We start from the raw sequence: 24089 nt of genomic DNA on the forward strand, positions 1-24089 counted from the left end.
TCATATGGTTATCCCTTCACCGCTCCATCGGTTGCTCCAGAAATGAAATATTTTTGCAGCCATATGAAAATAAGCAAGGTAGGAATAGTTGTTAAAATAGAAGCAGCACTAATTAATTTTAAGTTCGATCCATCAAAATTTTGCGAAAGCTGTGCTAAACCGATTGAGAGTGTATACATGCTGCTTTCAGTAGAGTTTATTAATGGCCATAAATAATCTCCCCATGTTCCCATAAAGGTAAAGATGGCTAGTGTCACTAGTGTCGGTTTGACCAAAGGCAGGGCAACCTTATACCAAACCTTAAACTTATTGGCTCCATCTAAATAAGCAGATTCTTCAAGCTCCTTTGGTATTCTTAAGTAAGCCTGGCGCATCAAGAAGATACCAAAAGCCGTTGATACCTGCAGGACTACTAGACCAAGGTGTGTGTTACGTAAACCAAACTGATCCGCAAGTTGGAAAAGTGGGGCCATATATAGTTGAAAAGGAACCATCATCGTCGAAATAATTAATGCTAAGACGACACTACGTCCTCTAAAATCCATTCTCGCCAAAGGATAGGCCGCCAGACTACAAAACAGTAGGTTTAATGGTATAGCGATTCCAGTAACAATAGCCGTGTTCAAAAAATAAGTCGCAAATTTTGCCTTTTCAAAAGAAACAACAAAGTTCTCTAGTGTTGGTTCTTTTGGTAAAACAGACCCATAAATCCCCTCACTAGGAGACTTTAAAGCCATAAATAAAGTAATAAGAAATGGTCCTACTGTTAATACCGTGATGAAGAGCATCAGGGCGTAGAGCCATACCTTTTGAATCGTTTTTCTTTTGTTCATTTTCCGCTCTTCCCCTCTCCTATGCTCTAAGGTCATCTTCCCGTTTACTAGTTAACTTCATTTGTAATAGAGAAGCAGCAATAGCTAAAAGTAATAATACTAAACCTGCAGCTGAAGCCACACTCACGTCTAGACTCATAAACTTTTGATAGATATACATCACCAGCGTAGTAGTTGCTCCAGATGGCCCGCCACCTGTAGTAAGGGCTATTTCTTCAAACACCTTCATCCCAGCAATAATCGTCATTACCGATACCAGTGTTACAGATGGAATTAACATAGGAACCGTTATTCTTCTAAATTGTTGAATAACAGAAGCCCCATCAATACTAGCAGACTCATAAACATCCTTTGGAATGGACTGAAGACCAGCCAAATAAATAATCATATAGTACCCGAGACCCTTCCATACTGTAATCGCTGCTACGGCAATCAGTGCAGTAGAGGATTGAACAAGCAGGTTTGTAGGAGAATCGAAAATCCCTAATTTCACCATCAATGTAGAAATAATACTATCTTGTGAATAAAGCATTTTCCACATTAATGCCGCTACTACCATCGGAGTAATAACCGGGAGATAGTAGAGGACCCTAAAAGTACTAACTCCTTTAATCTTTTGATTAACTATGACTGCTAAAATCATTGGTAAAAAGACATTTAGCGGGAGAACAATCACTAAAAATAGCAATGTATTCATTAATGCTGTCCAAAAATGTTGATCTTCAAATATCTCTTTAAAATTAGCGAATCCAACAAATTCACCTGTATCCGCAATGATTTTATAGTCCAAGAAACTCCATTTAAAGGCTTCTAAAATTGGAATAACAAGAAAGATACCCAAAATTAAAATAGATGGGAGTAAAAACAGCCAAGGAGTGACATTCTTCATACTCCCATTTCGCTTGTTTCGGACAACTTTTGTTTTTGTATTCGATACGACAACCGGTTCCTTGTTCATATTTAAACTCCCTTTCTAAAAAGTAGAGACTAGCCTTTTGGTAAAAAAGCTAGCCCCTTTTCATTCGTTAGAATGTTACCTTTTCACCTGTTTTTTCAAATGCTTTGTTCCATTCTGAAGCAAGTTGCTTCAATGCTTCCTTAGGCGAAAGTTTACCTTGTAGATTTTTAACAAAGATATCCTTTGTTGCTGCACGAAGATCTGCACTATTTTCTGTTGGTGGTATTAATACCTTCGCACGCAGAAGTGACTTAGATGCTTCTAACATACCAAGAGCCTTAGGTGAATCGCCAGGGTTTTTAAAGTAATCATCTTCTAAAGATTCTTTTGTGGAAGGTAATACTGTACCAGCCGTTTTCGCAAATTCTAATTGGTTTTTAGGATTTGAAACGAATTCAGCCAGGGCAACTGCTGCTTCTTTATTTTGCGTTTTACTTGGTACAGCAAAGTTCATCACGGCAACGTTTACTGGAGCATCAGCTGCATTTAATGGCTGACCTGCTTTGGATGCCTTGAATACATCAGGAGCACCTGACTCAACTGGTCCAAGGAACGTTACACCGCCTTCTAGGAAAGAAAGGTTTCCTGCCATATAGAGCTCCTGTCCTGTTTTAATAGATCCTTCCGCTGTTTCTTGCGGAATTAATCCTTCTTTATACATTTTTTGTGTTACTGTGAAGAATTCAAGAACTGCATCATTATATTCGAATGTTGCTTTTCCGTCCTTTACAATTGGCTTGCCATTTGCCAAGGAAACCATTTTCTCCATGATTGCATTTCCATCATTAATAACTGGGAAGTAGGATGGTTTTCCTGTTGCTTCTGTTACCTTTTTAGCAGTTTCATAGATTCCTTTTGTGTCTGTTGGTAGTTCGGTTACGCCTGCTTTTGTAAAGTGAGCGCTATTATACCAAGAAACAGTCGTAGTGAGATACCATGGCAGAGCGTATAACTTATCTTGGTAAATACCGGATTTATATGGACCTTCTACAAATGATTTTTTGACTTCATCACTAACTTCGTTTGTTAAATCTAGTAACCCGCCTTGTGCGGCGATGTTAGACATATAGTGTGGATTTAAATTCACTACGTCAGGAACATCTTTTCCAGTAAGTGAAGTTAATACCTTCTGCTCCATTTCATTCTGTGGAACATCTTCAATTACTACATCTAATTTAGGGTGTTGGGATTCAAACTCTTTCTCGATGTTTTTGAAATATGTATCAAACGGTTCTCCAGCCAAAGATGCTGTCCAAAGTGTAACCTTACCTGTAAGTTCATTTGACTTGGCTGATTTTTTTTCTTTTGTGCTGCTTGTTTCATTATTACTGCAAGCCATCAAACCGACGGAAAGTGCAGCGACTAACGAGCCTACAACAATCTTGTTTGTACGTTTCTTCATCTCTTTTCCCCCTTGGAAATAATAGAAAGCGTTTTCTTAATACGATTATAAGCCCGCAAGAAAAATATAGCAATCTATTTTTAAAATTATTTTAGTTTTTAATTTATTTTTGAAAATTAATTTCATTTTTGTTTTTTCTTACATTATTTCGGCTCTGTTAAACTTGCCTGTTGATTTCCGCTCCAGGCACTTCGCTTTCCGTGGGTGTTTCGGCGAGCCTCCTCGACGCAAGCGTCTGCGGGGTCTCCCCTGAACCATACTCCCACAGGAGTCTTCGTGCCTTCCGCTCCAATCAACAGGATGTATAAATCAACACTGTTCTTTAAAACAGCCATTATTTTAAAAGAAAGACAGATTCCACCTCAATCTGCCTTTCCCATGCGATGATACTATTGTTGGTGTTTCAACGAATAATTCACCCACATTTTGCTATCACGGATCTGTTTCTTAATTCTTTCCCCCACTTTCGCATCTATTTGATTCGATGCTAGAGCACGATCCACTTGTTCCACTACTTCATCAAAGACCTTAACACTTTCCGCAGGTTTTGCTTCTACCAATGCTCTAAGATTATTCACGGCCTGCTTGATAGCAATACCCTGATGCTGCTCCACTGCCCCTTTTGGAATATAAATATGGTTAAGTTGTTTCGTCATTTCCTTCAATTGGGCTACTGTTGCTTTAATCGGCTCTTCCCCTGGATTAATAGCTTTTTCTCTCCACGGACCTTTTCCTAAGGCATCAATCGAAGGAGCACTAGCTTGACCGAAAGCAAACATATTGACACCACTTGTTCCATGTTTAGCTGAAATTACATCATTGACACTCGCCATTTCACTTAAATGATGATAGAACGAATAAATGCCTGTGTAATACATCGTTCCTTCCGGCATTAATTTTTTGCTAGCATTAACTGTACTTTGAATGCTGTTAAAGTCATGTCCATATGCCTGTGGAATGACACCGTCAAGATCATCCTTCCAGTCTTGGATTAACACGGCTTCAGCCCCAGGCTCCGGAGTGGCCGTTAACATAAACTTTTTATTAATTGCCTTTGTTTGAGTATGAAGCTCATCCACAAATCTATTTTCTTGTGCACGCAGCCAATCCTCCCAGCTCTTCCATTGCTCTGGTGTATTTGTTGGACTCAGTTCATACGGATCGACCCCAAATTGTTCATTATAAAGACTTCTAACTTTTTCACTGAAACCATAGCTCTGCTCGAACTTTTGATGAGGATAGCGCATGTAGTCGATATCTAATCCCTTAATATCATAATTTAATTGCATTTCTTTATAGATATCCAACATAAAGGTTTGTACCTCAGGATTAGCAATATCAAGCCAATAATAGTTGCTAGAAGAATCCGCTTGTGGTTTTCCGCTAGTATTTTGACGTTGCGTTGCCGCCCATTCTGGATACTTTTTAAACTGTGACGGTAACCCAAGGCTACTATGACCGATCATAAATCCGTCTGTCCAGGCCTGAATCGTAAGCCCTCGTTTTTTACCTTCCATGATGTATGCTTTCAAGATGTCTTTCCCGTATGGTCCATAGTTTCCATTTTCAAATCTTGGATGCTGTGTCGGTAACCCATAGGATTCCATGGTTTTACTTGGATAAATGGTATAACCCCAGAAAGTAGTCTCTAGGTACACCGAGTTAAAACCCGCCTTCTCCATTCGATCCAATACCTGCTGTACCCCTTGTAGTGTTGTTTCTTCCGGACGATACCAAATCGCTCGTTGCTCTGCTACTTCTGAAGGAGTTGAATAATAATAGGCATCATACGCAAATTGCGTTGACTGCCGAACAAGATCAAGAGCTTTCTCTGGGTCATTTGCCTTTATTTGATCCGCTTCAGCAATTAACGCCTCTGCTTTTTGAATTGACTCATCCGCTTGATCCAATGGCACATCTAAGAATGCCTTTTTCGCATTTTCCATTGATGCTTTTGCTTGGTTGATGGCTTGAAGGCTTTGAAATTGAAAGCTATCCACGTCCTGGACAATCTCTACTACCCCATTTTCATTAAAGGAAACTTTTGCACCAATTATGGAATTAGCTGAAATCCATTGGGAGGCCACACCATGTCCACTCACAACAAACCCATTTTTCGGAATCTTTGAATTCCCTCCGCCCAACTTTGTGACAAAGCCATTTTCTACGGTAATCTCATACCCATATGGATTGGTTTTAGTCGACTCACCAAAAGCCGGTGTATAGACAATCAGTTGATCTGGACCTCGATAACCATCAAATGGAGCACCTGCTGGATTCGATTCACGAGTGGGATCAACCGCTTGAGCTTGCTTTTGTTCACGCTTTTCTACAGGCTCCAACAATTTAACGGTTTCTCCATCTTTCAACTGTTGTATAAATGCCCTAATGGCCTCCGTTGTCACACTACCCGTAGAGAGAACCAAACCGTTTTCCGGAATGGCACTGTCACCATCTGTTTCCTTTGCTACACGGTATGTATTCAAGCCTGTCTTCTCAAGTACAACCTCGATACTCCCTTTTTGTGTCTCTGTATAGTAACTAAAATTGTCATTAAAAAGGATGAGCTTGTTATTATTTGTTGTTTGATTAATCCCATTAATCACTATCTGATCACCTGACTGGTCTAGGACCGATAGAACATTAACCGGTATGTTACTTTCTGCTGAAACATGCTTGCCTACTCCAATTGAAGAGAATACTAGACTTGATGCAAGGACAGACCCCGCCACTACTTTAAACTTTTTACTCATGTTCCCATCTCCTTTTTAGTAGTTACTAGCACTAGTCAAATGAATGAATGATTGAACTAAGAAGCAGTATTTTGGATAGCGCTTTCATTTTATTCGTAAACACAAAACTATTCAAATAATTTTCATGTTTCTAAATAATATGAAATTAGTTTTCATTTTAAAGCAAGTGGCAATTAAATCCAAGGGACTTTTTACCTACACAATTCATTTAGGTATAAAAAAACGGTATCTCGATTAACGAAATACCGCTTACTCAATTATTCTATTGTAATTAGCTTGTTATACTAAAAACGCCCCTAACGCCACCATCGCCTTCTTCAAGGCTTGCTCGTAAGCCTTATCCTTACCCACAATATTGCGGAAATCGGCTACATCACGAACAGTGGAGCGCCCTTCTATTTCATAACCATTATTAAATATTAATAGACAAATTGTAGATTTCTCACTCATCCGATGAAACTTCTTTTCCACAATCATTTCCTCTAGTTTCGCCCGTTTTTCATCCTTTATCGGCTGGGTACGAGAATAGGGGATCACTATATGATCATACATATGCTTGTTCTTACAGGTGACTAACAGAATCTTTTCCCCTTTATGTTCGACTAGATTGATTTCCCCGCATTTTGGACAAATACTATCGATGAACATACGAATCGCTCTCCCTTTTACTTGATTGGTCAATAGGATGAAAATTTCTTTGCTGTGTTACTTTATATATTTCATATCCACAAAAAAATACCTTCAACGAATCGAAGGTACCGCAAATTTAATCTGTTTCTAATCTTACAAGATTACCTCTTTTCCAAACTCTTCGCTGTCTTGCTCGTTTCAACTTCTTTTTCATCTCTAAACGTACCAAACAAGAAGTCAGCAAACGGCGTACTAACGCCATACCAGTAGTTTTCATTTTTATAATGATGTAAAATGTGAACCTTTTTTACCCATCTGCCGAATTTCGTCTTTGGCTTCAGCGGCCGGTGTGCTACATAATGCTTCCATTCATAGATTAGCAGCATAACCATTAACCCGATTCCAAACGCGACAGTTCCGGTAAAATTACCTGTAAAGAAATAGAATATCGCACAAATCATTAGAAAGTTCGGCAGACTGTACCAAATCGGTAGAAACAAAAGCTTTAAATCGTCTGGATACGTATGATGGTCGTAATGAATTCTCTTGAGGAACTTCAAAAAGAGTGGATTCTTAGGAGTTTTTAAATGAAAGAAAAAGCGATGCGTCAAATATTCACTGAGAGCAAAGGTCAAAAAGCCGATCAAGAAATAATAACAAAATACCATCTCTACTCCCACAATAAGCACGTAAATGGAGCCAGAGATCACAAGCAAAAACAGGATGAGAATATCAAAATGCAAAAAGAAGTCTCGATAAATCTTCTTCATGGTCCACTCACCTTTATCTACTATTTTTATAAGTTTATAGTCTTCCAGAAAAAATATGACTAAAATCTAGGCATGTTATTCCTGTAAAAAAAAACAGTTGTACAATGACAAAAATTGTGATTTTATTAGAAATAATTAGGAGGGGGTTCAACATGAACGGAAAGATGAGACTCATCATCACCATGCTCATTTTTGGCAGCATCGGTGTGTTTGTCAAAAAGATTCACCTGTCTTCAAGTGAAATTGCTTTTTTAAGAGGGGTCATTGGCAGCTTATTCCTGCTTGCTGCTAGTTTCCTAGTCAAACATAAGCCGTCTTTTAAGGCGTTAAAACAAAATGCCCTACTACTCCTGTTGTCTGGGGCAGCGATCGGCCTAAACTGGATCTTTTTATTTCAATCCTATCATTACACCACCATTTCCAACGCGACCATCAGCTATTATTTCGCCCCGATCTTTGTGATGATCTTAGCTCCATGGGTGTTAAAAGAAAAGCTAACAAGCTTAAAGGTTGCTTGTATCGCAATAGCCATGATCGGTCTATTTTTAGTGGTTTATACGGGGGCGGGCAGCCCAAGTGGCGCTCAGAACCATGCAGTTGGTATTTTCTACGGCCTGTTAGCGGCTGCGTTCTATGCCAGCATCGTGTTAATGAACAAATTCATCAAAAACTTATCTGGTTTTGAACTCACCTTAGTGCAGTTAATGGTAGGTGCGATTGTCCTTTTGCCCTATATATTGTGGCAGGGAAATCTTCAGTTTTCTGGATTAGATTCAACCTCTATCATGTTTATTCTAATTCTCGGAATTGTACATACCGGGTTGGCTTACTTCTTATACTTTACATCTATACAACAGTTAAAAGGGCAAACCATTGCTGTTCTCAGCTATATTGATCCAATTTCTGCCGTCATCATTGCAGCAATTTTCTTAAGTGAAAGTATGACATGGATGCAAATTCTCGGTGGCGTCCTCGTTCTCGGCTCTACTTTTATAAGTGAACGGCTCGAAGTTAAATTCGCAAAAAACGGGCAAAGCCCCACTACCACATCATAAATCGTTAACAAAATAATCCGCCTTCCCAGTGAAGGCGGATTTTCTTTTTGCCAATTAAACTAAGTATTTATTTAATGTTTGCTGAAGCGTTGCTTTTGTTTCTGTAAACTTAGAAAGATCAATTCCTAAATGAACCATGCGTCTCACAAGTTCAGGGCGTAAACCGGTGATGATGGATTTCGCTCCCATCAAGGTGATGCCAACCAACACTTTTTGGAAATGGGAAATAGTGATCTCATCCATGTCTGAAATTCCAGATAGATCAATAATCAGTGTAAGAACCCGGAGTCTTGCAATATCCGTTAATACCTTCTCTTCAATAATGTCCATGCGATAGGAATCAAACGTGCCAATCAACGGCAACACGGCAACCGTCTCGCTAACAGGAATGATTGGAACCGATAAATGTTCCACTAATTTTCTTTGAGTAAGTAGTAATTCATCTTTAAAATGAGAATAGCTGATGAAAAACGTATTTAAAAACTCATCAATCCCATCATTAACCTTGTGTTCTAAATCAAAAAAATCATCTTGAAAACATGTATTTTCATTAATTTGGTCATAAAGCTTAATAAAATGCCATAAAGCTCGTCGGATTGCATGTACCCATTCTAATTTGAACGCAAGAGTTAATGAAAACTTTGCCCAAGCAATTCCTTCTTCATTGGCAAAAGAAATGAGTTCATCTTTTCGATCTTCTACAACGTATTGAACAAGCCTTTGTGCATTTTTCAATAAATCAATATTCCCTTCTCTTAAAATCCCCTCAATATTAGAAGCAACATTGACTGCCTCTGATAAGAGCTTCTGCTGAAACTCTTCCTTATGCTTATTAATATATACCGAAATATTTGCCGTATCATAGAACTTTTCCAAAACTTGCTCCCCCTTTATGTACACCTCACATAAATAACACATCGTGTATACCCTCATTTTGGATGAATAAACCTCATTTGTAAAAAAATTTTATTTTTTCTCATTCACTATATAAAAATTCTTAATTTCAAGTAAATGACATATTCATAGAGTAAAAAGACAGGACAAGGTGATTGTTATTCAGAAATTTATGGCTATGATGATCGGCAGTCTGTTAATAGGAATTGGGGTAAATGGGTTCCTCGTGCCTAATTATTTGATTGATGGCGGAATCCTGGGTATTGCATTAATTCTTCATTACTTCTTTCATTTCAGAACAGGAATTACAATGGTGGCGTTAAGCCTTCCTATTTGTTTATTCGCATCAATGAATGAAAGAGGATATTTTTTTAGTAGTTTACAAGGGTTGTTGGTCTCTTCTATTTTCATTGATTTGCTTGCTCCCCTGCGTACTCAATTTGTTGTCTCTCACTTTACAGGAGCTGTAATCGGAGGAATCATTATTGGAATAGGCGTTGGACTAATGCTCAAATATAAGTCAAGCACTGGAGGGACAGATTTACTCGCTAAAATCATTTCAAGATCATTTTCCTTAAACTTAGCCCTTGTCATTATCTTCATCGATGGTCTCATTGTTTTAGCAGGTGCTACGGTATTGTCAGCAGACAGTTTCTTTTATTCATGCGTGGCCATTTCTACAGTAGGCTTAACCACTTCCATCATTGAAGGCGGTTATTTTTTAAATAGGTAAATGTCTAAACCTAGGACAATCATTCTACATAGTATGAAATTGTGTTGACTAGGAATACGAAACACTAAAGCATTATAAAAAATAATTAAATTGCGTGAGTGAGGAGAATGTTTCTAAATGAAAGAACAAAGACAATACCGCTACGATTTGTTGGAATGGTGTCAAAACCTTTATGCGAATTGGGAATTGACGAAGCCAAGGTTATCACAAATCTTTGATCTGGAAAGCTTAGAGGAATGGGAAGGTTCTTGCCTTCAATTACAAGAAATGTTACAAACAGATCAAGAGGCGGGCATTGATGAGTATCAGTCAGCGAAACACTTATTTGAACATTGGGAAAGAATGTCCAGCGTGTTGAATGCTTACGAAGATGTTGAAAACCGTTCGGAATTAGACGATCACGCTGTGGCAGAACATGTGGAAACCGAGGTGGAAGTTGATCACGATATGGAAATAAAGCTGTCCCACTCGCTTGAGGAGTCTTTGGAAAAGGATGATTCTCCAGAAGAAATGGAATCCGGTATGAATGTAGGGAGTCACTCCCCCCATGAAAATTCATTTGATACGGAGATAGAATCTGATCATCATGTGGAATTTGAAGAGAGCCATCGATATCGGGATGAATTGTTAACTTGGTGCCTGAACATGTATTCCAATTGGGAAAATATGAAACCCAGATTTTCAAAACTCTTTGATATGGAGAGCCTAAAGGAATGGGAAGGTTCTTGCCTTCAATTAAAAGAAAAGCTTGAGGCAGATGGAAATGCAGACAGCGAAGATTATCAGACCGCTATCAACCTATTTGAACAGTATCAAAATTTAATGAAGGAAACATATGCGTATCAAGAAACTTGATTTTCTATTAAGGGTTCAGAACGATTTATTACGGAAAAGTTTTTAAGGATTGCTTCTGCAATCCCTTTTTTATTAAAATCACCTTCAATAGTTAATCATTGTTATATTTATTTCTGAATGCCAAAAAAGTGGTTTTTAATGAAGCATACGATCCGATTGCTGCCGATCCATAAAACCATCCCATAAAAACCCCAGCAAATAGGTGATGGCGATGACTAATAAAAATGGAAATACCTAATCCCAAAATTGTTGCAACAGTAGGTATGAATGTTCTTGGAACTTTTAGAAAAATTTTGATTAGCTGTGTCAGCACCAAGACTAGTGGTACGGCAATGACAGCATCCCAAAAATTTGTATGTATTGTTGGAAAATCCATTTACTTCACACCTTTAAATTGACTTATGATTCAACAATATTTTATCCATTTATTATCAACCTATAATTTTTGACGAAAAAAATAAATCTCTATAAAAGGCATAAAAAGAATAATCCCCTTCAGAAGGAACAAAATAACACCCATACTAAAGTTTTCATTCATTATGATGTTTTGCAAGGGAGAAAGTGATGTCAGGGCCATTAGAAATCATTTTTAGAACCTTAACAGCCTTTATTATTTTATGGATATTCGTCCATATGCTCGGGAAACAGACGATTTTTCAAAAAACCTACCACCTATTTATCGCAACTATTACCATGGGCACTATTGCGGGGAACCTAGCCTTTAATCATAATATTAGCTTCCTATACTTTATCCTTGCATTTGCTATTATGGGTACTGTTATTTTTACATTAAATATCCTTTCTGTGAAAAACCATCACTTACGGGCATTGATTTCGGGGCAACCCACGACATTAATTCATGAAGGGAAGATCATGGAGGGCTCATTAAAAAAGATTGGTTATTCATTAGATCTTCTAAAGCAGGAATTACGTAGCAAAGATATCTTTAACATCGAAGAAGTTGAGTGGGCGATCCTAGAGGTAAGCGGCTCTTTGTCTGTATTAAAAAAAGCCGAGTACCAATATGTAACGCGGAAAGATTTACAATTATCCCTTACCCCCAATAAGATACCAGTTGAGCTCGTCATCAATGGTAAGATTCTGTTAGACAGCCTTACCAACTCATCATATACAGAAGATTGGCTACAGGCTGAACTCCAAAAAAGGAACATTAAGGTTCCTGATATCCTATACGCAGTGGTGGGGACACAAGGAAATCTTTATATAGATTTATATCAAGACCATAACATGACGCAGCAATCTTAAACTGATGGCTGCGTTTCGTATTGGCTTAGAAAAGTGCCGCTACTGTATTATAATGTAAACATGTAAGACTGGAGTTGATAGAATGAGCCAGCCATGGTCGCCAGAAAGAGTCATTTCAGAACGAGAAGCTATAGAGTTGATTGAAAAACAGTTCGCGCAGCTGAAACCCGCATCCCTAAAGGTATTGGGTGAGGGCTTTGATAATACGGTATTTCTTGTAAACCAACAATATGTTTTTCGTTTTCCTAGAAAGGAACTAGCAGCCAGCTTGATTCAAACCGAGAACCGACTTCTTCCGGTGATTGAGCCATTGCTACCAATTCCCATACCGAACCCTAAGTATCGAGGCACACCAGAAGGAGATTATCCATGGCCTTTCGGAGGTTACGAAATCTTACCTGGAAAAACACCTGCCAAGCTGACAAAGGAACAGCGAATGTTGTCAGTAAAACCTTTGGCGCAATTTTTACGGACCCTGCATGATTTTCCCTTGATTGAAGCGAAAAAACTACAAGTACCTTATGACCAAATAGAACGGATGAATATTATTAAAAGAAAGCCCCTGCTTGAAGGGAATATAGAAAAGGCACGGAACAAGGACCTAATTGACCAACATACTGTGGAACTGTTGGAATCGTTTCTTTCGACCATCAAAAGTCCATTAGAGGATGACACGAAGACACTCGTTCATGGAGATTTACATATCCGCAATATGCTAGTAAATAATACTGGACAGATTTCTGCAATGATTGATTGGGGCGATACCCATATCGGCCACCCTGCGGTAGATTTATCGATTGTTTATAGCTTTCTACCAGCAGAAGGCCGAGAACTATTTTTCCGTTTATATGGTGATGTTCAACTTGAAGTGAAAAAAGTAGCCAGGTTTAAAGCCATTTACTCGCTTCTTGTCCTTCTATTATACGGGGAGGACCTCATGGATAAAGGCTTAGTGGAAGAAAGTCGTTCGACTCTGCTTTTAGCATTAGAAGGATGAATATGTGATGTTCCTTATAGTCTTTTTTTGTTATAACTAATTATAATTAGTTATAAATAATTTTAGGAGACGACAATGAACAAACGATTTATTTTATTTTTTTCAATGATACTGCTTTTATTTGCAATGACAGGTTGCTCGAGTAAGGAACAAACTAAAAAGCTAGAAGAACAGAAAGTAGAAATAACGATTTCAGCAGCGGCTAGTTTACAAGATGCCTTAACTGAAATTAATGCAGCATTTAAAAAGGACCACCCCAATATCGTCGTAAACTATAACTTTGGAGGTTCAGGAGCCCTCCAACAGCAAATCTCTCAAGGTGCACCCGTTGATCTATTCTTCTCTGCTGCAGAAGACAAATTTGATAAGCTCGTAACCGATGGACTGATTGAAAAAAGCAAAGGACTCGATTTAGTCGGCAATGAATTGGTGTTAGTCATCCCTAAGAATTCCAATAAAAAAATCCAAGCATTCGAAGACCTGCCAAAAGCTAATCGAATTTCCATCGGTACCCCGGAAGCTGTGCCTGCAGGTCAATATGCAAAGGACACTTTAGGAAACCTACGTGTTTGGAAAAATGTTGAAGGGAAAGTGGTCTTTGCTAAGGATGTTCGCCAAGTGCTTACATATGTAGAGACGGGCAATGTGGACGCGGGAATTGTATATAAAACGGACGCATTGATTTCAAAAAAGGTTAAAATCGTCGCAACTGCTGCGGAAAACACTCACGCTCCTATTGTTTATCCTTTAGGAGTAATAAAAAAATCTTCCCATTCCAAAGAATCGCAACTATTCTATGATTATCTGCAAAACGAAAAGTCGATGAAGACTTTTGAAAAGTATGGATTTAAGAGTCTAAAGTAATTTATTATAATTACAAGTATAGCCCCTTTCAATTAAGGGGCTCACTTTTTTTAATCCCATATTTGTGGGTTTTCATGATTTCATCGATGGTTGCACTGCATTTAAGCAGCCTTCCATTTGTAGCAAATACATTTATCGTGGCAGATTGACTATTGATTTGGCTAATTCCATAATGGTGTACTTACCCTAACTGGCGTTTAAATTCTTTATAAGCGATGAAGTAAGCGATGACCATAATGCCGACACACCAGGCAAGCGCAATCCAGATACCGTTGCCAACAGACCCTTCATACAAGAGGGCACGAATCGCATTCACGATTGAAGTCACTGGCTGGTTCTCAGCGAACGCACGGACAATTTTAGGCATGGTTTCGGTGGGGACAAAGGCCGAACTGATAAACGGCAGGAAAATCAGCGGGTACGAGTAGGCTGTCGCCCCTTCCATAGACCCCGCTCTCAATCCAGGAATGAGCGCCAGCCAAGTCAGCGCCATCGTAAACAGCCCAAGTATCCCAGCTACCGCGAGCCATTCCGGGATATCAGCACTGGAACGGAAGCCCATCAAGAGAGCGACGAGAATAACCACCACCACAGTAAGCGCATTGGAAACAAGCGAAGTCAACACGTGAGCCCACAATACCGATGAGCGCTTGATGGGCATGGTAACGAAACGTGCCATCAGCCCGCTCTTTACATCGTTAAACAACCGCAAGGAAGTGTAAGCTACCCCGGATGCGATAGTTATCAGCAAGATTCCCGGCAATAAATAATTGACGTAGTTGTCCGTTCCCGTCTCTATGGCGCCGCCAAATACGTAGACAAATAGCAGCAGCATCATAACCGGCGTAATCGCCACCGTGATAATCGTATCCGGGCTGCGCATGATGTTGCGCATTAAACGTCCTAGTAATACCCCTGTCTTGCTCTCCATCTACATCTCCTCCTTTTTACCAATAATCGCGAGGAAAATTTCCTCCAATGTCGGCTGCTTCTCGATATATTCCACTTTCGCTGGCGGGAACATCTCTTTGAGTTCGGTAAGGGTACCTGTCGTGATGATTTTTCCGCCATGCAGGATGGCAATTCGGTCCGCCAGTTGTTCCGCTTCCTCCAGGTACTGGGTCGTCAGCAAGATGGTCGTGCCGCCACCGGCAAGCTCCTTGACAGTATTCCAGACTTCAATCCGTGCTTCGGGGTCAAGCCCTGTGGTCGGTTCGTCGAGAAAAATGACTGCTGGCGTCCCAATCAGGCTCATGGCGATGTCAAGCCGGCGCTTCATCCCGCCGGAATACTGGTCTGCCCGGCGGTTGGCCGCATCGGTCAGACTGAACCTTGCAAGCAGATTGTCGGAGACTTGCGCGGGATTGGAAACTCCCCGCAACTTGGCGATCATCATCAGATTTTCCCTTCCTGTGAGCAAGCCGTCTAAAGCTGCGAACTGCCCTGTCAGGCTGATACTCTGGCGAACATGATCTGGTTGACGCTGGATGTCAAAGCCGCAAATACCTACTTCGCCACCATCGTGCTTCATCAGCGTCGAGAGGATGTTGACCGTCGTCGTCTTGCCCGCTCCATTTGAGCCCAGCAGTGCGAAAATTTCGCCACGGCGCACCTCAAAATCCACCCCCTTTAAGACTTCCTTGTCTTTAAAGGATTTTTTTAACCCTTTTACAGAAATCGCTGCATTGTCCATACTTTTTTCCTCCTTATAAAATGCGCAGCAAAACGCTAGATATTCTATACTCATCTATTCAGTGTGACTGATATTCAGTATTACTTACTACCAGATTAAAAATATAACTGAATAGTAAAGGTGACATTACATTTTTACCACTATTCAGTAGGAATGATTTATTGAATTTACTTTTTTCCCAATGGATTCAAGATCTCTGATTAAAATCTTCATGATACGTGTCGACAAGGTTTTAGCGTTTGCCACTAGGTTGTCGGCAAGGGAAGCCAAGTCATCCCCAGTAACGTTTCGTGTCGTTAGTGTCGATGCTAGGCAGGCTTTCGCGTTAGTCACGACCAATCGTATCGTTCAACTTCTTGCGATACTTATCCTTCCAAGTTTGCTCATCCTTCACTAGGTCGTCGCAGAAAGCAGCCACGTCCTTGCCCGTAAGGTCAGTGACTTTCTTACCTTCCGCTACACCTTCCTCGAAGAGATCGAGAATGCCGTTAAAGATACGGCTACTGTCCTTCCAGTCTGTGGGACCACCACCAGCAGTCCACATATATTTTTGGATAGCTTTGTAAGCGTTGTGGTACTCACTTGGAAGTGCCTTCGCACGCGCCTCCATCTCCCTCCATTCTCGCTTGTCATCCAGGCTTCCGATAATTTTTTCAAAAATATTCATTTTACTTCTCTCCTTTTGATTTTATTAGTTTTGAGTTCGTTAATTTTACTTGAGACGAAATCCCATTTTCTCCAAAAAATTTCAAGATGCTCTTGACCTGCTGCGTTGAGTGTGTAAAATTTTCTCGGCGGTCCCATAGTGGATGGTTTTTTCTCGATGTCCACCAGATTGTTTTTCTCAAGCCTCATGGTAATCGTATAAACTGTGCCTTCAACTACATCAGTGAAGCCAAGTTCTCGTAGCTGTTGCGTGATTTCATAGCCATAAGTTTCGCCACGGCTAATGATTTCCAGCACACAACCCTCAAGCACCCCTTTCAACATTTCCGTGATATTATCCAATTCTTTACCTCCAATTATATTTTACTTATAATTTTTTCAGTACTCTGTAACACAGGTATTTTGTGTTACTTATATTCAGTATTACTGATTACTAGTATATAGTATTACCGAATAGTGTCGTTTGTCAATAAAACTTTTCGTCAAAAAAGCCCGTTTCCAACGCTCTCGACTTCTCAAAAAAAGCAGGCGCCAGGAACACTCTTACTTACCAAGGATTCCAAGGTTTTAATCAAACGTTTGATTAGTTTTTCACCATATGTTCACAATTACAAAAACAGCATTGTGATATGATAAGGAAATCATCATTCTAGGAGGATTCACCTTGAACACGGAATTACTTAAGGAAGCAACAGAGTTTGTTCGTTCTTTTTACAATGAGGCAAATAAATCGGCGGAGGAGCTAGAAGATCGCCTAATTGAGGTTACCCAGCAGATAGATCAGCATGGGTATTATGAACATACCACAGCGGAACTGGAATTCGGAGCAAAAGTAGCTTGGCGCAATAGTAACCGATGTATCGGTAGATTATTTTGGAATCATTTAACCGTCATTGATAAGAGACATTTACATACAGAAGAAGACATTCGCGATGCCCTTTTTGAACATATGGATTTCGCAACCAATGATGGCCGTATTAGACCCACGATCACGATTTTTTCACAGGCATACCGAAATAAGAAGATACGCATTTGGAATCATCAATTAATTCGTTACGCAGGATATAGGACCGAACAAGGCGTTATTGGGGACCCAGGTTCTGTAGACTTTACAGAGATTTGTATCAACCTTGGATGGGAACCGAAGTATGGAAAATTTGATGTCTTACCGTTAGTCGTTCAAGTGAACGAACACACTCCGCAGTTATTTGAAATACCAGAACACCTAATACTCGAAGTTCCTATCCGCCATCCGCAATACGAGTGGTTCGAGGACTTACAATTAAAATGGTACGCCGTCCCTATGATTTCTGAGATGTGCCTTGAAATCGGCGGCATTACTTATACCGCTGCTCCCTTTAACGGATGGTACATGGGCACGGAGATAGGTGCACGAAACTTAGCTGATGAGTTCCGATATAACCTGTTGCCCCAAATCGGTTCATTAATGGGACTAGATATTAGAAGTAATATCTCTTTATGGAAGGACCGGGCACTATTAGAGTTGAATACGGCTGTCTTACATTCCTATAAGGAAGACGGGGTTAGCATTGTCGACCATCATACCGCTGCACAACAGTTTAAATTATTCGAGGAAAAAGAAATGGAAAACGGTCGGGACGTGACCGGGGACTGGACGTGGCTCATTCCACCTTTAGCACCTGCAGCTACCCACATTTTCCATAACCATTATGCTAATGAGATTGTAAAACCTAACTATTTTTATCAAACCAAACCGTATGAGTGACGAATAAAAAGCAACCTTAAACAGCCCTGATGTTCGGCTCCATTTAAGGTTGCTTTTTATATACTTACATTGGGATGTTTTCACCCTTTATATATCAAGGTTTCTTGCAATTTAATCAAACGTTTGATTAGTTTTTTCAAAGACACCCACTTGTATAGGCAACTTTTAATCAAACGTTTAATTAGTTTCTCTATCCCTTATGCACCAAGGGCTCCAGAGTTTTAATCAAACGTTTGATTAGTTTTTTAGCTCTCAATATCTGAAAAAGGGACTTCCTGTTTATCCCTAATTCATAAAAGTGTTATTATAGTGACTAGTAAATTACTTCTTAGGAGGATTATCTTGAAAAAACTCGTAAAAGTTGTAGCAGCAATCATTGAAAATGATCAAAACGAAATTCTTTGTGCGCTTAGGTCCCCAATAATGGCTATTCCAAACATGTGGGAGTTTCCAGGAGGAAAAGTGGAAGCTAATGAGGATATATACTCAGCGCTAGAAAGAGAAATCCAAGAAGAGTTAGATTGCAAAATTGAGACCTTTAAAGAAGTGTTTAACAACAACACCCATGAATACGAAACATTTATTATTAATTTAATCTCCATCAAATGTAGGGTTATTGAAGGGACGCCAACCCCTAGTGAACACTCCAAGCTTATTTGGCTAAAAAGAGAAAATCTAGACTCGTTAAAGTGGGCACCGGCTGACATTCCTGCAGTAGAACAACTAATTAACGAAAAATAGTCTTCTCGAAATGAGAAGACTACACTTTTTTAGTGAACTCGGTATATAAGGTGGCAGGTATTTCATGCTCTAGTTTAATTTTTACCGTAATCGGTTTCTCGCCTTCGTACTGGACTGTGTCTCCTTTTCCAATATAAATAAAAGGCTCATTTTTCCCATCTATTTCTCTATACTTCCTCACAAATAAATGAAGATTTACTCCACGCGCCTTATTGCGGATGATATTTTGACCTCTATCAGATTGTTGTGTCGTACTATTTTGTGACTGCCACTGGAAGTAGCTCTCGTTTATAAACTTATCTTTGTAGTTAATACTTTCCTTTACATCCTCTTCCTTATGCAAGTCTATAAAAAGAAAGTATTCTTTTCCATTAGCAAGCAACCCTGAACCTCTAAAGGAACTATGGATCTTACGATAATTAGAGAGTAATGCTGCATCAATCATTGGATATTGTTCATACAGTTTAAAATGTGGCACACCATAGTATTCTGACTTAAACTCTTTTTCATAACGGAAAATTCCATATGTGATGATATCTTCAATAAACTTCCGATAATCCTGATTGCTTAGTAGCCCATTAAACAGGCTCGTCTTAACTACTTTCCCATCGCTATATTGAACAAGTTTAGGCTTATTCTTAAGCTGGCCACTGTCATAGTAGTTCTGATTCAAGCACTCAAAAGCATGAAGCACACTATCGTCATCAACATGAGTAACCATCTTTAAGATTTGATGCTTGGCTACTTCTAGATTCATTTCTTCGTGATCTAACAAATAGCGAATAATAACAAACTCATAAATCCTTTTAAGTGGAAGCTTACTTGATAACTCTTTCAAGGTTGACTCGAATTGTTCGTTCTGTAAAAGTCCCTTTAAATAGTCATCCTTCTCAACTTTCGCTACAAAGGATAAATATATTTTTTCTCGATCAATGAATTTCACGGGATCAGGTGCACCATCATACTTCAGATAATCTAATAGTAAATATGGAATCCGCCCCTGGTTGAGCTTTTTAAACTCAAAATACTCTTCCTTCAAATACTTCATAGAATTGAAGTTCTCATTATCAATCTGAGCCAAAATTCTTTCCTGCGATATTTTATCCATTTGGATATGAGTACACCCGGGAATATTCGCAAAGCCGGTAGCAATGGCAACTTTCAAACTTTCTTTATCGTAATAACGACTTCCGTTAAGTGCTAAGGCAATAAGAAACGTTTTATTATGATTACCAATGAAATCAAGGACCGTTAAGAAGCTTTTGTTGGCATGCTTACGTAAACCCCGACCGAGCTGTTGAATAAATACAATTGGAGAGTTGGTTGGTCTTAACATTAGAACAGAGTTAACAGAAGGTATATCTACACCTTCATTAAATATGTCTACTGTAAAAATAAATTCTAATTCGTCATGGTCACTCTCTAAGCGATTAATATATCGCTCCCGGGTTTCTGGTGAATCGGCTCCATATAAGCAAACGCTTTTATAACCTCTTTTATTAAATTCACTGGCCATATACTGTGCATGTTCGATACTCACACAGAAACCAAGGCCTTTCCTTTTCTCACCATCATGACCATAGAAGTCCATTTTTTCAATAATAAAATCGACCCGCTCATTAACCTTTAATCGCTTTGTGATCTCACCAATATCGTCAATATCCACATCACTTAAATCAATTCCATCTATATCTGTGATACCGAAGTAGTGGAATGGAATAACCAACTCGTCCTCTAACGCCTCATGCAATCGCACTTCTAATGCCACATTATTATCAAAAAGGTCAAAAACATTATATCCGTCACTACGTTCTGGAGTAGCCGTCATACCTAAAGTAAACTTGGGCTCAAAATAGTTTAGTACGGTTTGATAGGTGGGACTTGTTGCGTGATGAGCTTCGTCGATGATTAGATATTCAAACTCATCTTTTTCAAATTCATGAAAGCATTTAGAAATCGTTTGGATTGTAGCAAACACGTAATCCACATGTTTTTGCTTATGATTACCTGTAAGAAGCCCAAATGAAAGACCATCATTAGGCAAGAGCTTTTCAAATGTATCTTTTGCTTTTTTCAAAATCTCTTCCCTATGCACAATGAATAATAGCTTCTTAGGCTTCACGTTCTTCACATCAAATGCAGACATATACGTCTTACCTGTTCCGGTAGCGGCAATGACAAGTGCTTTTTTCTCTCCAAAACTTCTAAGGCGATCTAAATTCTCTGTAGCACGCTTTTGCATTCTATTTGGAACGATATATTGTTTATTCTCGTAGATTATTTGGTGTGTCATCTGCGTACTCTTAAAGCTTTTAAGAAATTCTTCATATCTACTAATAAAATCAGAGTCTGCATCCTCACTTATATTCCATAGATAATCGTATTCCTGTAAAACATCTTGTATAAACCGACCATCCTCTTTTGTAATGATTTCAACATTCCACTCAATATTGCTTTTCAGCGCACTTTGAGTGATATTCGATGACCCTATAATCACCTTATAGCTGTCTTTATACTCAAATATGTATGCCTTCGTATGGAATCCAATCTCTTTATCCGTAACAAAAACCTTTAAATCAACATTATTAAACTCTCTTATTTTTTCTAGTGCTTTTGCATCTGTAAAATTAAGATATGTGGAAGTAATGATCTTACCCGTGATCCCCTTTTTTTCAGCTTCCTTCAAAGGGTCAAGAAGAAGCTGCAGCCCGCTAAAATTAATAAATGCCACACTAAAGTAAAACCGTTCACACTCGCTCATCGATTTCACTAATTCTCTTAATAGATTCCCCTTGTCGGAGTTCACGATTAGCTTCTTTTCTACCGCTTCCATTGGATTTCCCCTGACTCTATATCTGATATGAACCAAGATATTGTTATTTATTGGATATATGGAAATTGTACAATATCTGGGGGTAAATAAAAAGATCCTCTACTTTCCTATTGAGTAAAGGATCTTACTAAAAATATATTTATTGGAAGTTAAAAGTGTCAAGAGCAGAACTGAAACAGCTGTTATTGTTATGCGTTACTTATTCCATTTTGCAAGGGATGTTATTCTCGATTTCCTCAGCGGTAAAGACTACGTCAATTATCTCCTCATTACTATCGTTGCCAGTGTTGGATCCACTAACTTTTCCTTCTAAAACATAAGTGAAAAATCCCACACCAGGTCTATCGAAAGCAGTGAAGGTAGTTGTTACAAAGTCAATATTTGTATCTAGAACATTAATTATCAGCCCTGCCGGTGCAACTCGTCTAATTTGATATTCGAGTCTCTGTGCTAGTGGGCCCTCAACTGATGATCCCAGGTTATTAGCTTCGATTGTTGCTATAAATCTTACTGTGTCCAAAGGATCGTCGATAGCTATAGTTAATGTTGAAAGAGTCGTAAAACCTGCTCCTCCCTTGGACGGCAATTCAGGAAGCGGGTCTGCGTTAGTCCCCACTACAAACTGGTGTAATAATCCACATGCACATTTAGAAGTAGATTTCTTATCTTTACTCATTTTTTCACAACCTTTCTTTTCAAAGATAATTACAGTCTATGAATCTGCCAAACAAAAGTTTGGACAGGTCCCCATCGAAAAAACACAATTCGTTGTAAACCAAGGAAATCTAGCAAGCATTAGTGGGTTTGCACAAGGATTATGCGAAGAATGCTAATAATATTTAGGCTTACACCTCTGTGAAGTCAAATGGAAGATAAGCCCATCGTTGATCAAATTCTTATACCAATAACACAAAGGGAGGTCCTCATACTAGCTGAGAACCTCCCTTCTGTTTTTACCCTTAAACACTTATCACCTTATTCAATAAAAAGCCCCCACTTCAATAAAGCGGGGGTCACTGAACGTGAGTTTATACAAACAAACTTAGTAATAGAACAAATCCTAATCCAGCTACCGAAATGATCGTCTCAAGTAATGTCCAAGTGGCAAATGTTTCTTTCATACTTAAACCAAAATACTCTTTGAACATCCAGAAACCAGCATCGTTCACGTGTGAGGCAATCAAGCTTCCTGCTCCGGTTGCTAGTACAACTAAAGCTAGGTTTACATCGGTTTGACCCAACATAGGAATTACTAAACCAGCAGTTGTTAAGGCTGCAACAGTTGCAGAACCTAATGAAATACGTAAGATGGCTGCAATGATCCATGCTAGTAGAATCGGTGAAATGTTTGTTCCTTTAAATAATTCCGCTACATAATCACCTACATGACCATTGATTAATACTTGTTTGAAGGCACCACCGCCTCCAATGATTAAAAGCATCATGCCAATGTGTGAAATCGCTTCTGAACAAGAGTCCATTACTGTTTTGATTGGGATCTTTCTTGCCAATCCCATTGTATAGATAGCAACTAATAAGGAGATTACCATTGCTGGGGAAGCGCCACCAACAAAACGGATAATAGCTAGTAGCGTATTATCTGCAAACCCCATTGTTTTTTGAAGTAATGTAATAATAGTAGCAATCGACATTAGAATAACAGGAAGCATAGCGGTAAATACACTGATTCCAAATCCAGGTGTGTCTTCAAGTTTAAACGTTTTGATCTCACCTAAAGAGGCAATGTTACCAGTCTTTGAAAATGATGCAGGAACCAACTTTTTAGCTATCTTTGTAAATACAGGTCCAGCGATAATGACAGTTGGAACAGAAATAATAAAACCGTAAAGTAATACTTGACCAAGATCCGCACCAAATTCACCTGCAATGGTAGTTGGTCCTGGATGCGGCGGTAAAAATCCGTGTGTTACAGATAAAGCGGCTCCCATTGGAATACCAAGATATAGAATTGACACTCTTAATTGTTTTGAAATGGCAAATACGATTGGAATCAATAAAACTAATCCTACTTCAAAGAATAAAGCAATACCGATAATGAATGAAGCAGCCACTACAGCCCACTGAATATTCTTTTCACCAAATTTATTCACGAGAGTCATCGCAATGCGCTGCGCGCCACCTGAATCTGCAATTAATTTACCCAGCATGGCACCAAGACCGAAGATCAAGGCTATATGTCCAAGTGTTCCACCTAAACCTGCTTCAATGGTTGCGATGATTTCATCTAATTTCATTCCAAGCGCAATGGCCACTCCGAATGAGACAATGATCAGTGAAACGAACGTGTTTAATCTTAAACCCATAATTAAAATAAGTAATGCTATAATACCAATTGCTACTATTACTAATGGCATCCTCTTTCCCCCTAAAATTAAGTT

General features: G+C 39.1%; 23 protein-coding genes. 8 read left to right on the forward strand and 15 right to left on the reverse strand.

The window, feature by feature from the left end; genetic code table 11:
* Positions 1–8 precede the first annotated feature (8 nt).
* From QE429_RS22810 to QE429_RS22835, 6 genes are all read right to left on the reverse strand, one after another.
* Positions 9–833 (reverse strand): carbohydrate ABC transporter permease, encoded by an 825-nt coding sequence (locus tag QE429_RS22810; protein WP_307290289.1) that lies wholly within the window; start codon positions 831–833, stop codon positions 9–11.
* Between the two features lie 19 nt (positions 834–852).
* Positions 853–1791 carry a carbohydrate ABC transporter permease gene (locus QE429_RS22815; RefSeq protein ID WP_307290291.1) on the reverse strand — a complete coding sequence of 313 codons (939 nt, stop codon included), beginning with the start codon at positions 1789–1791 and terminating at the stop codon, positions 853–855.
* Between the two features lie 67 nt (positions 1792–1858).
* A complete protein-coding gene (locus QE429_RS22820) occupies positions 1859–3193 on the reverse strand; it encodes an ABC transporter substrate-binding protein (protein ID WP_307290292.1) in 1335 nt (444 codons plus the stop codon).
* 389 nt (positions 3194–3582) lie between these two features.
* Positions 3583–5946, reverse strand: coding sequence for a glycoside hydrolase family 10-like protein (locus tag QE429_RS22825; RefSeq protein ID WP_307290293.1), 2364 nt, complete (start codon positions 5944–5946; stop codon positions 3583–3585).
* A 279-nt stretch (positions 5947–6225) separates the two neighbouring features.
* On the reverse strand, positions 6226–6594 hold the full coding sequence (locus QE429_RS22830; protein WP_307290295.1) for a Gp49 family protein: 369 nt from the start codon (positions 6592–6594) through the stop codon (positions 6226–6228).
* Between the two features lie 143 nt (positions 6595–6737).
* Entirely contained in the window at positions 6738–7346 is a 609-nt protein-coding gene (locus QE429_RS22835; RefSeq protein ID WP_307290296.1) for a sterol desaturase family protein, read from the reverse strand.
* Positions 7347–7498: 152 nt separating this feature from the next.
* Here QE429_RS22835 and QE429_RS22840 point away from each other — a divergent pair, with 152 nt between their 5' ends.
* Positions 7499–8401 (forward strand): DMT family transporter, encoded by a 903-nt coding sequence (locus QE429_RS22840; RefSeq protein ID WP_307290298.1) that lies wholly within the window; start codon positions 7499–7501, stop codon positions 8399–8401.
* Positions 8402–8455: 54 nt separating this feature from the next.
* On the opposite strand, the gene QE429_RS22845 is transcribed toward QE429_RS22840, so the two are convergent.
* Complete coding sequence (locus QE429_RS22845) at positions 8456–9277, reverse strand: STAS domain-containing protein (RefSeq protein ID WP_307290300.1); 822 nt, start codon at positions 9275–9277, stop codon at positions 8456–8458.
* 169 nt (positions 9278–9446) lie between these two features.
* Here QE429_RS22845 and QE429_RS22850 point away from each other — a divergent pair, with 169 nt between their 5' ends.
* Positions 9447–10028 (forward strand): YitT family protein, encoded by a 582-nt coding sequence (locus QE429_RS22850; protein ID WP_307290302.1) that lies wholly within the window; start codon positions 9447–9449, stop codon positions 10026–10028.
* Between the two features lie 117 nt (positions 10029–10145).
* The gene (locus QE429_RS22855) at positions 10146–10883 is read left to right on the forward strand and encodes a hypothetical protein (RefSeq protein WP_307290304.1); all 738 of its coding nucleotides are present in this window, start codon (positions 10146–10148) and stop codon (positions 10881–10883) included.
* 91 nt (positions 10884–10974) lie between these two features.
* On the opposite strand, the gene QE429_RS22860 is transcribed toward QE429_RS22855, so the two are convergent.
* A complete protein-coding gene (locus QE429_RS22860) occupies positions 10975–11259 on the reverse strand; it encodes a hypothetical protein (protein WP_307290306.1) in 285 nt (94 codons plus the stop codon).
* Between the two features lie 188 nt (positions 11260–11447).
* Between QE429_RS22860 and QE429_RS22865 the strand changes: the two genes are divergently transcribed.
* The 3 genes from QE429_RS22865 (at position 11448) to modA (ending at position 14010) form a co-directional block, all read left to right on the forward strand.
* On the forward strand, positions 11448–12149 hold the full coding sequence (locus QE429_RS22865) for a DUF421 domain-containing protein (protein ID WP_307290309.1): 702 nt from the start codon (positions 11448–11450) through the stop codon (positions 12147–12149).
* 82 nt (positions 12150–12231) lie between these two features.
* Positions 12232–13146: a phosphotransferase gene (locus tag QE429_RS22870; protein ID WP_307290311.1), complete on the forward strand. Its 915-nt coding sequence runs from the start codon at positions 12232–12234 to the stop codon at positions 13144–13146.
* A gap of 75 nt (positions 13147–13221) precedes the next feature.
* Positions 13222–14010 carry a molybdate ABC transporter substrate-binding protein gene (modA, locus tag QE429_RS22875; RefSeq protein WP_307290313.1) on the forward strand — a complete coding sequence of 263 codons (789 nt, stop codon included), beginning with the start codon at positions 13222–13224 and terminating at the stop codon, positions 14008–14010.
* Between the two features lie 181 nt (positions 14011–14191).
* Here the strand turns inward: modA and QE429_RS22880 are convergent, their stop codons facing one another.
* From QE429_RS22880 to QE429_RS22895, 4 genes are all read right to left on the reverse strand, one after another.
* Positions 14192–14941 (reverse strand): ABC transporter permease, encoded by a 750-nt coding sequence (locus QE429_RS22880; protein ID WP_307290314.1) that lies wholly within the window; start codon positions 14939–14941, stop codon positions 14192–14194.
* Positions 14942–15703 carry an ABC transporter ATP-binding protein gene (locus tag QE429_RS22885; protein WP_307290315.1) on the reverse strand — a complete coding sequence of 254 codons (762 nt, stop codon included), beginning with the start codon at positions 15701–15703 and terminating at the stop codon, positions 14942–14944.
* Between the two features lie 325 nt (positions 15704–16028).
* Complete coding sequence (locus tag QE429_RS22890) at positions 16029–16370, reverse strand: DUF1048 domain-containing protein (RefSeq protein WP_307290317.1); 342 nt, start codon at positions 16368–16370, stop codon at positions 16029–16031.
* A complete protein-coding gene (locus tag QE429_RS22895) occupies positions 16367–16711 on the reverse strand; it encodes a PadR family transcriptional regulator (RefSeq protein ID WP_307290318.1) in 345 nt (114 codons plus the stop codon). Before QE429_RS22895 ends, QE429_RS22890 begins: the two co-directional genes overlap by 4 nt.
* 322 nt (positions 16712–17033) lie before the next feature.
* Between QE429_RS22895 and QE429_RS22900 the strand changes: the two genes are divergently transcribed.
* Together QE429_RS22900 and QE429_RS22905 are read left to right on the forward strand one after the other, a co-directional pair.
* A complete protein-coding gene (locus QE429_RS22900; protein WP_307290319.1) occupies positions 17034–18116 on the forward strand; it encodes a nitric oxide synthase oxygenase in 1083 nt (360 codons plus the stop codon).
* Between the two features lie 342 nt (positions 18117–18458).
* Positions 18459–18857, forward strand: a complete 399-nt coding sequence (locus QE429_RS22905) for a (deoxy)nucleoside triphosphate pyrophosphohydrolase (protein ID WP_307290321.1) — start codon at positions 18459–18461, stop codon at positions 18855–18857.
* A 19-nt stretch (positions 18858–18876) separates the two neighbouring features.
* Here the strand turns inward: QE429_RS22905 and QE429_RS22910 are convergent, their stop codons facing one another.
* The 3 genes from QE429_RS22910 to QE429_RS22920 all read right to left on the reverse strand — a co-directional run bounded on the left by QE429_RS22910 (position 18877) and on the right by QE429_RS22920 (position 24065).
* Positions 18877–21690, reverse strand: coding sequence for a DEAD/DEAH box helicase (locus QE429_RS22910; RefSeq protein WP_307290323.1), 2814 nt, complete (start codon positions 21688–21690; stop codon positions 18877–18879).
* A gap of 199 nt (positions 21691–21889) precedes the next feature.
* Positions 21890–22366: a hypothetical protein gene (locus QE429_RS22915; protein WP_307290324.1), complete on the reverse strand. Its 477-nt coding sequence runs from the start codon at positions 22364–22366 to the stop codon at positions 21890–21892.
* 352 nt (positions 22367–22718) lie between these two features.
* Positions 22719–24065, reverse strand: coding sequence for a GntP family permease (locus tag QE429_RS22920; protein WP_307290326.1), 1347 nt, complete (start codon positions 24063–24065; stop codon positions 22719–22721).
* Between the last annotated feature and the right edge of the window lie 24 nt (positions 24066–24089).

This window comes from Bacillus sp. SORGH_AS_0510 (assembly GCF_030818775.1).
Lineage (GTDB): Bacteria > Bacillota > Bacilli > Bacillales > Cytobacillaceae > Neobacillus.

What these genes read in the sequence shown, in the direction of transcription:
- QE429_RS22810 (WP_307290289.1), bottom strand. Translation starts at nt 833, where the DNA reads ATGAACAAAAGAAAAACGATTCAAAAGGTATGGCTCTACGCCCTGATG.
- QE429_RS22815 (WP_307290291.1), bottom strand. Translation starts at nt 1,791, where the DNA reads ATGAACAAGGAACCGGTTGTCGTATCGAATACAAAAACAAAAGTTGTC.
- QE429_RS22820 (WP_307290292.1), bottom strand. Translation starts at nt 3,193, where the DNA reads ATGAAGAAACGTACAAACAAGATTGTTGTAGGCTCGTTAGTCGCTGCA.
- QE429_RS22825 (WP_307290293.1), bottom strand. Translation starts at nt 5,946, where the DNA reads ATGAGTAAAAAGTTTAAAGTAGTGGCGGGGTCTGTCCTTGCATCAAGT.
- QE429_RS22830 (WP_307290295.1), bottom strand. Translation starts at nt 6,594, where the DNA reads ATGTTCATCGATAGTATTTGTCCAAAATGCGGGGAAATCAATCTAGTC.
- QE429_RS22835 (WP_307290296.1), bottom strand. Translation starts at nt 7,346, where the DNA reads ATGAAGAAGATTTATCGAGACTTCTTTTTGCATTTTGATATTCTCATC.
- QE429_RS22840 (WP_307290298.1), top strand. Translation starts at nt 7,499, where the DNA reads ATGAACGGAAAGATGAGACTCATCATCACCATGCTCATTTTTGGCAGC.
- QE429_RS22855 (WP_307290304.1), top strand. Translation starts at nt 10,146, where the DNA reads ATGAAAGAACAAAGACAATACCGCTACGATTTGTTGGAATGGTGTCAA.
- QE429_RS22860 (WP_307290306.1), bottom strand. Translation starts at nt 11,259, where the DNA reads ATGGATTTTCCAACAATACATACAAATTTTTGGGATGCTGTCATTGCC.
- QE429_RS22865 (WP_307290309.1), top strand. Translation starts at nt 11,448, where the DNA reads ATGTCAGGGCCATTAGAAATCATTTTTAGAACCTTAACAGCCTTTATT.
- QE429_RS22870 (WP_307290311.1), top strand. Translation starts at nt 12,232, where the DNA reads ATGAGCCAGCCATGGTCGCCAGAAAGAGTCATTTCAGAACGAGAAGCT.
- modA (WP_307290313.1), top strand. Translation starts at nt 13,222, where the DNA reads ATGAACAAACGATTTATTTTATTTTTTTCAATGATACTGCTTTTATTT.
- QE429_RS22880 (WP_307290314.1), bottom strand. Translation starts at nt 14,941, where the DNA reads ATGGAGAGCAAGACAGGGGTATTACTAGGACGTTTAATGCGCAACATC.
- QE429_RS22885 (WP_307290315.1), bottom strand. Translation starts at nt 15,703, where the DNA reads ATGGACAATGCAGCGATTTCTGTAAAAGGGTTAAAAAAATCCTTTAAA.
- QE429_RS22890 (WP_307290317.1), bottom strand. Translation starts at nt 16,370, where the DNA reads ATGAATATTTTTGAAAAAATTATCGGAAGCCTGGATGACAAGCGAGAA.
- QE429_RS22910 (WP_307290323.1), bottom strand. Translation starts at nt 21,690, where the DNA reads ATGGAAGCGGTAGAAAAGAAGCTAATCGTGAACTCCGACAAGGGGAAT.
- QE429_RS22915 (WP_307290324.1), bottom strand. Translation starts at nt 22,366, where the DNA reads ATGAGTAAAGATAAGAAATCTACTTCTAAATGTGCATGTGGATTATTA.
- QE429_RS22920 (WP_307290326.1), bottom strand. Translation starts at nt 24,065, where the DNA reads ATGCCATTAGTAATAGTAGCAATTGGTATTATAGCATTACTTATTTTA.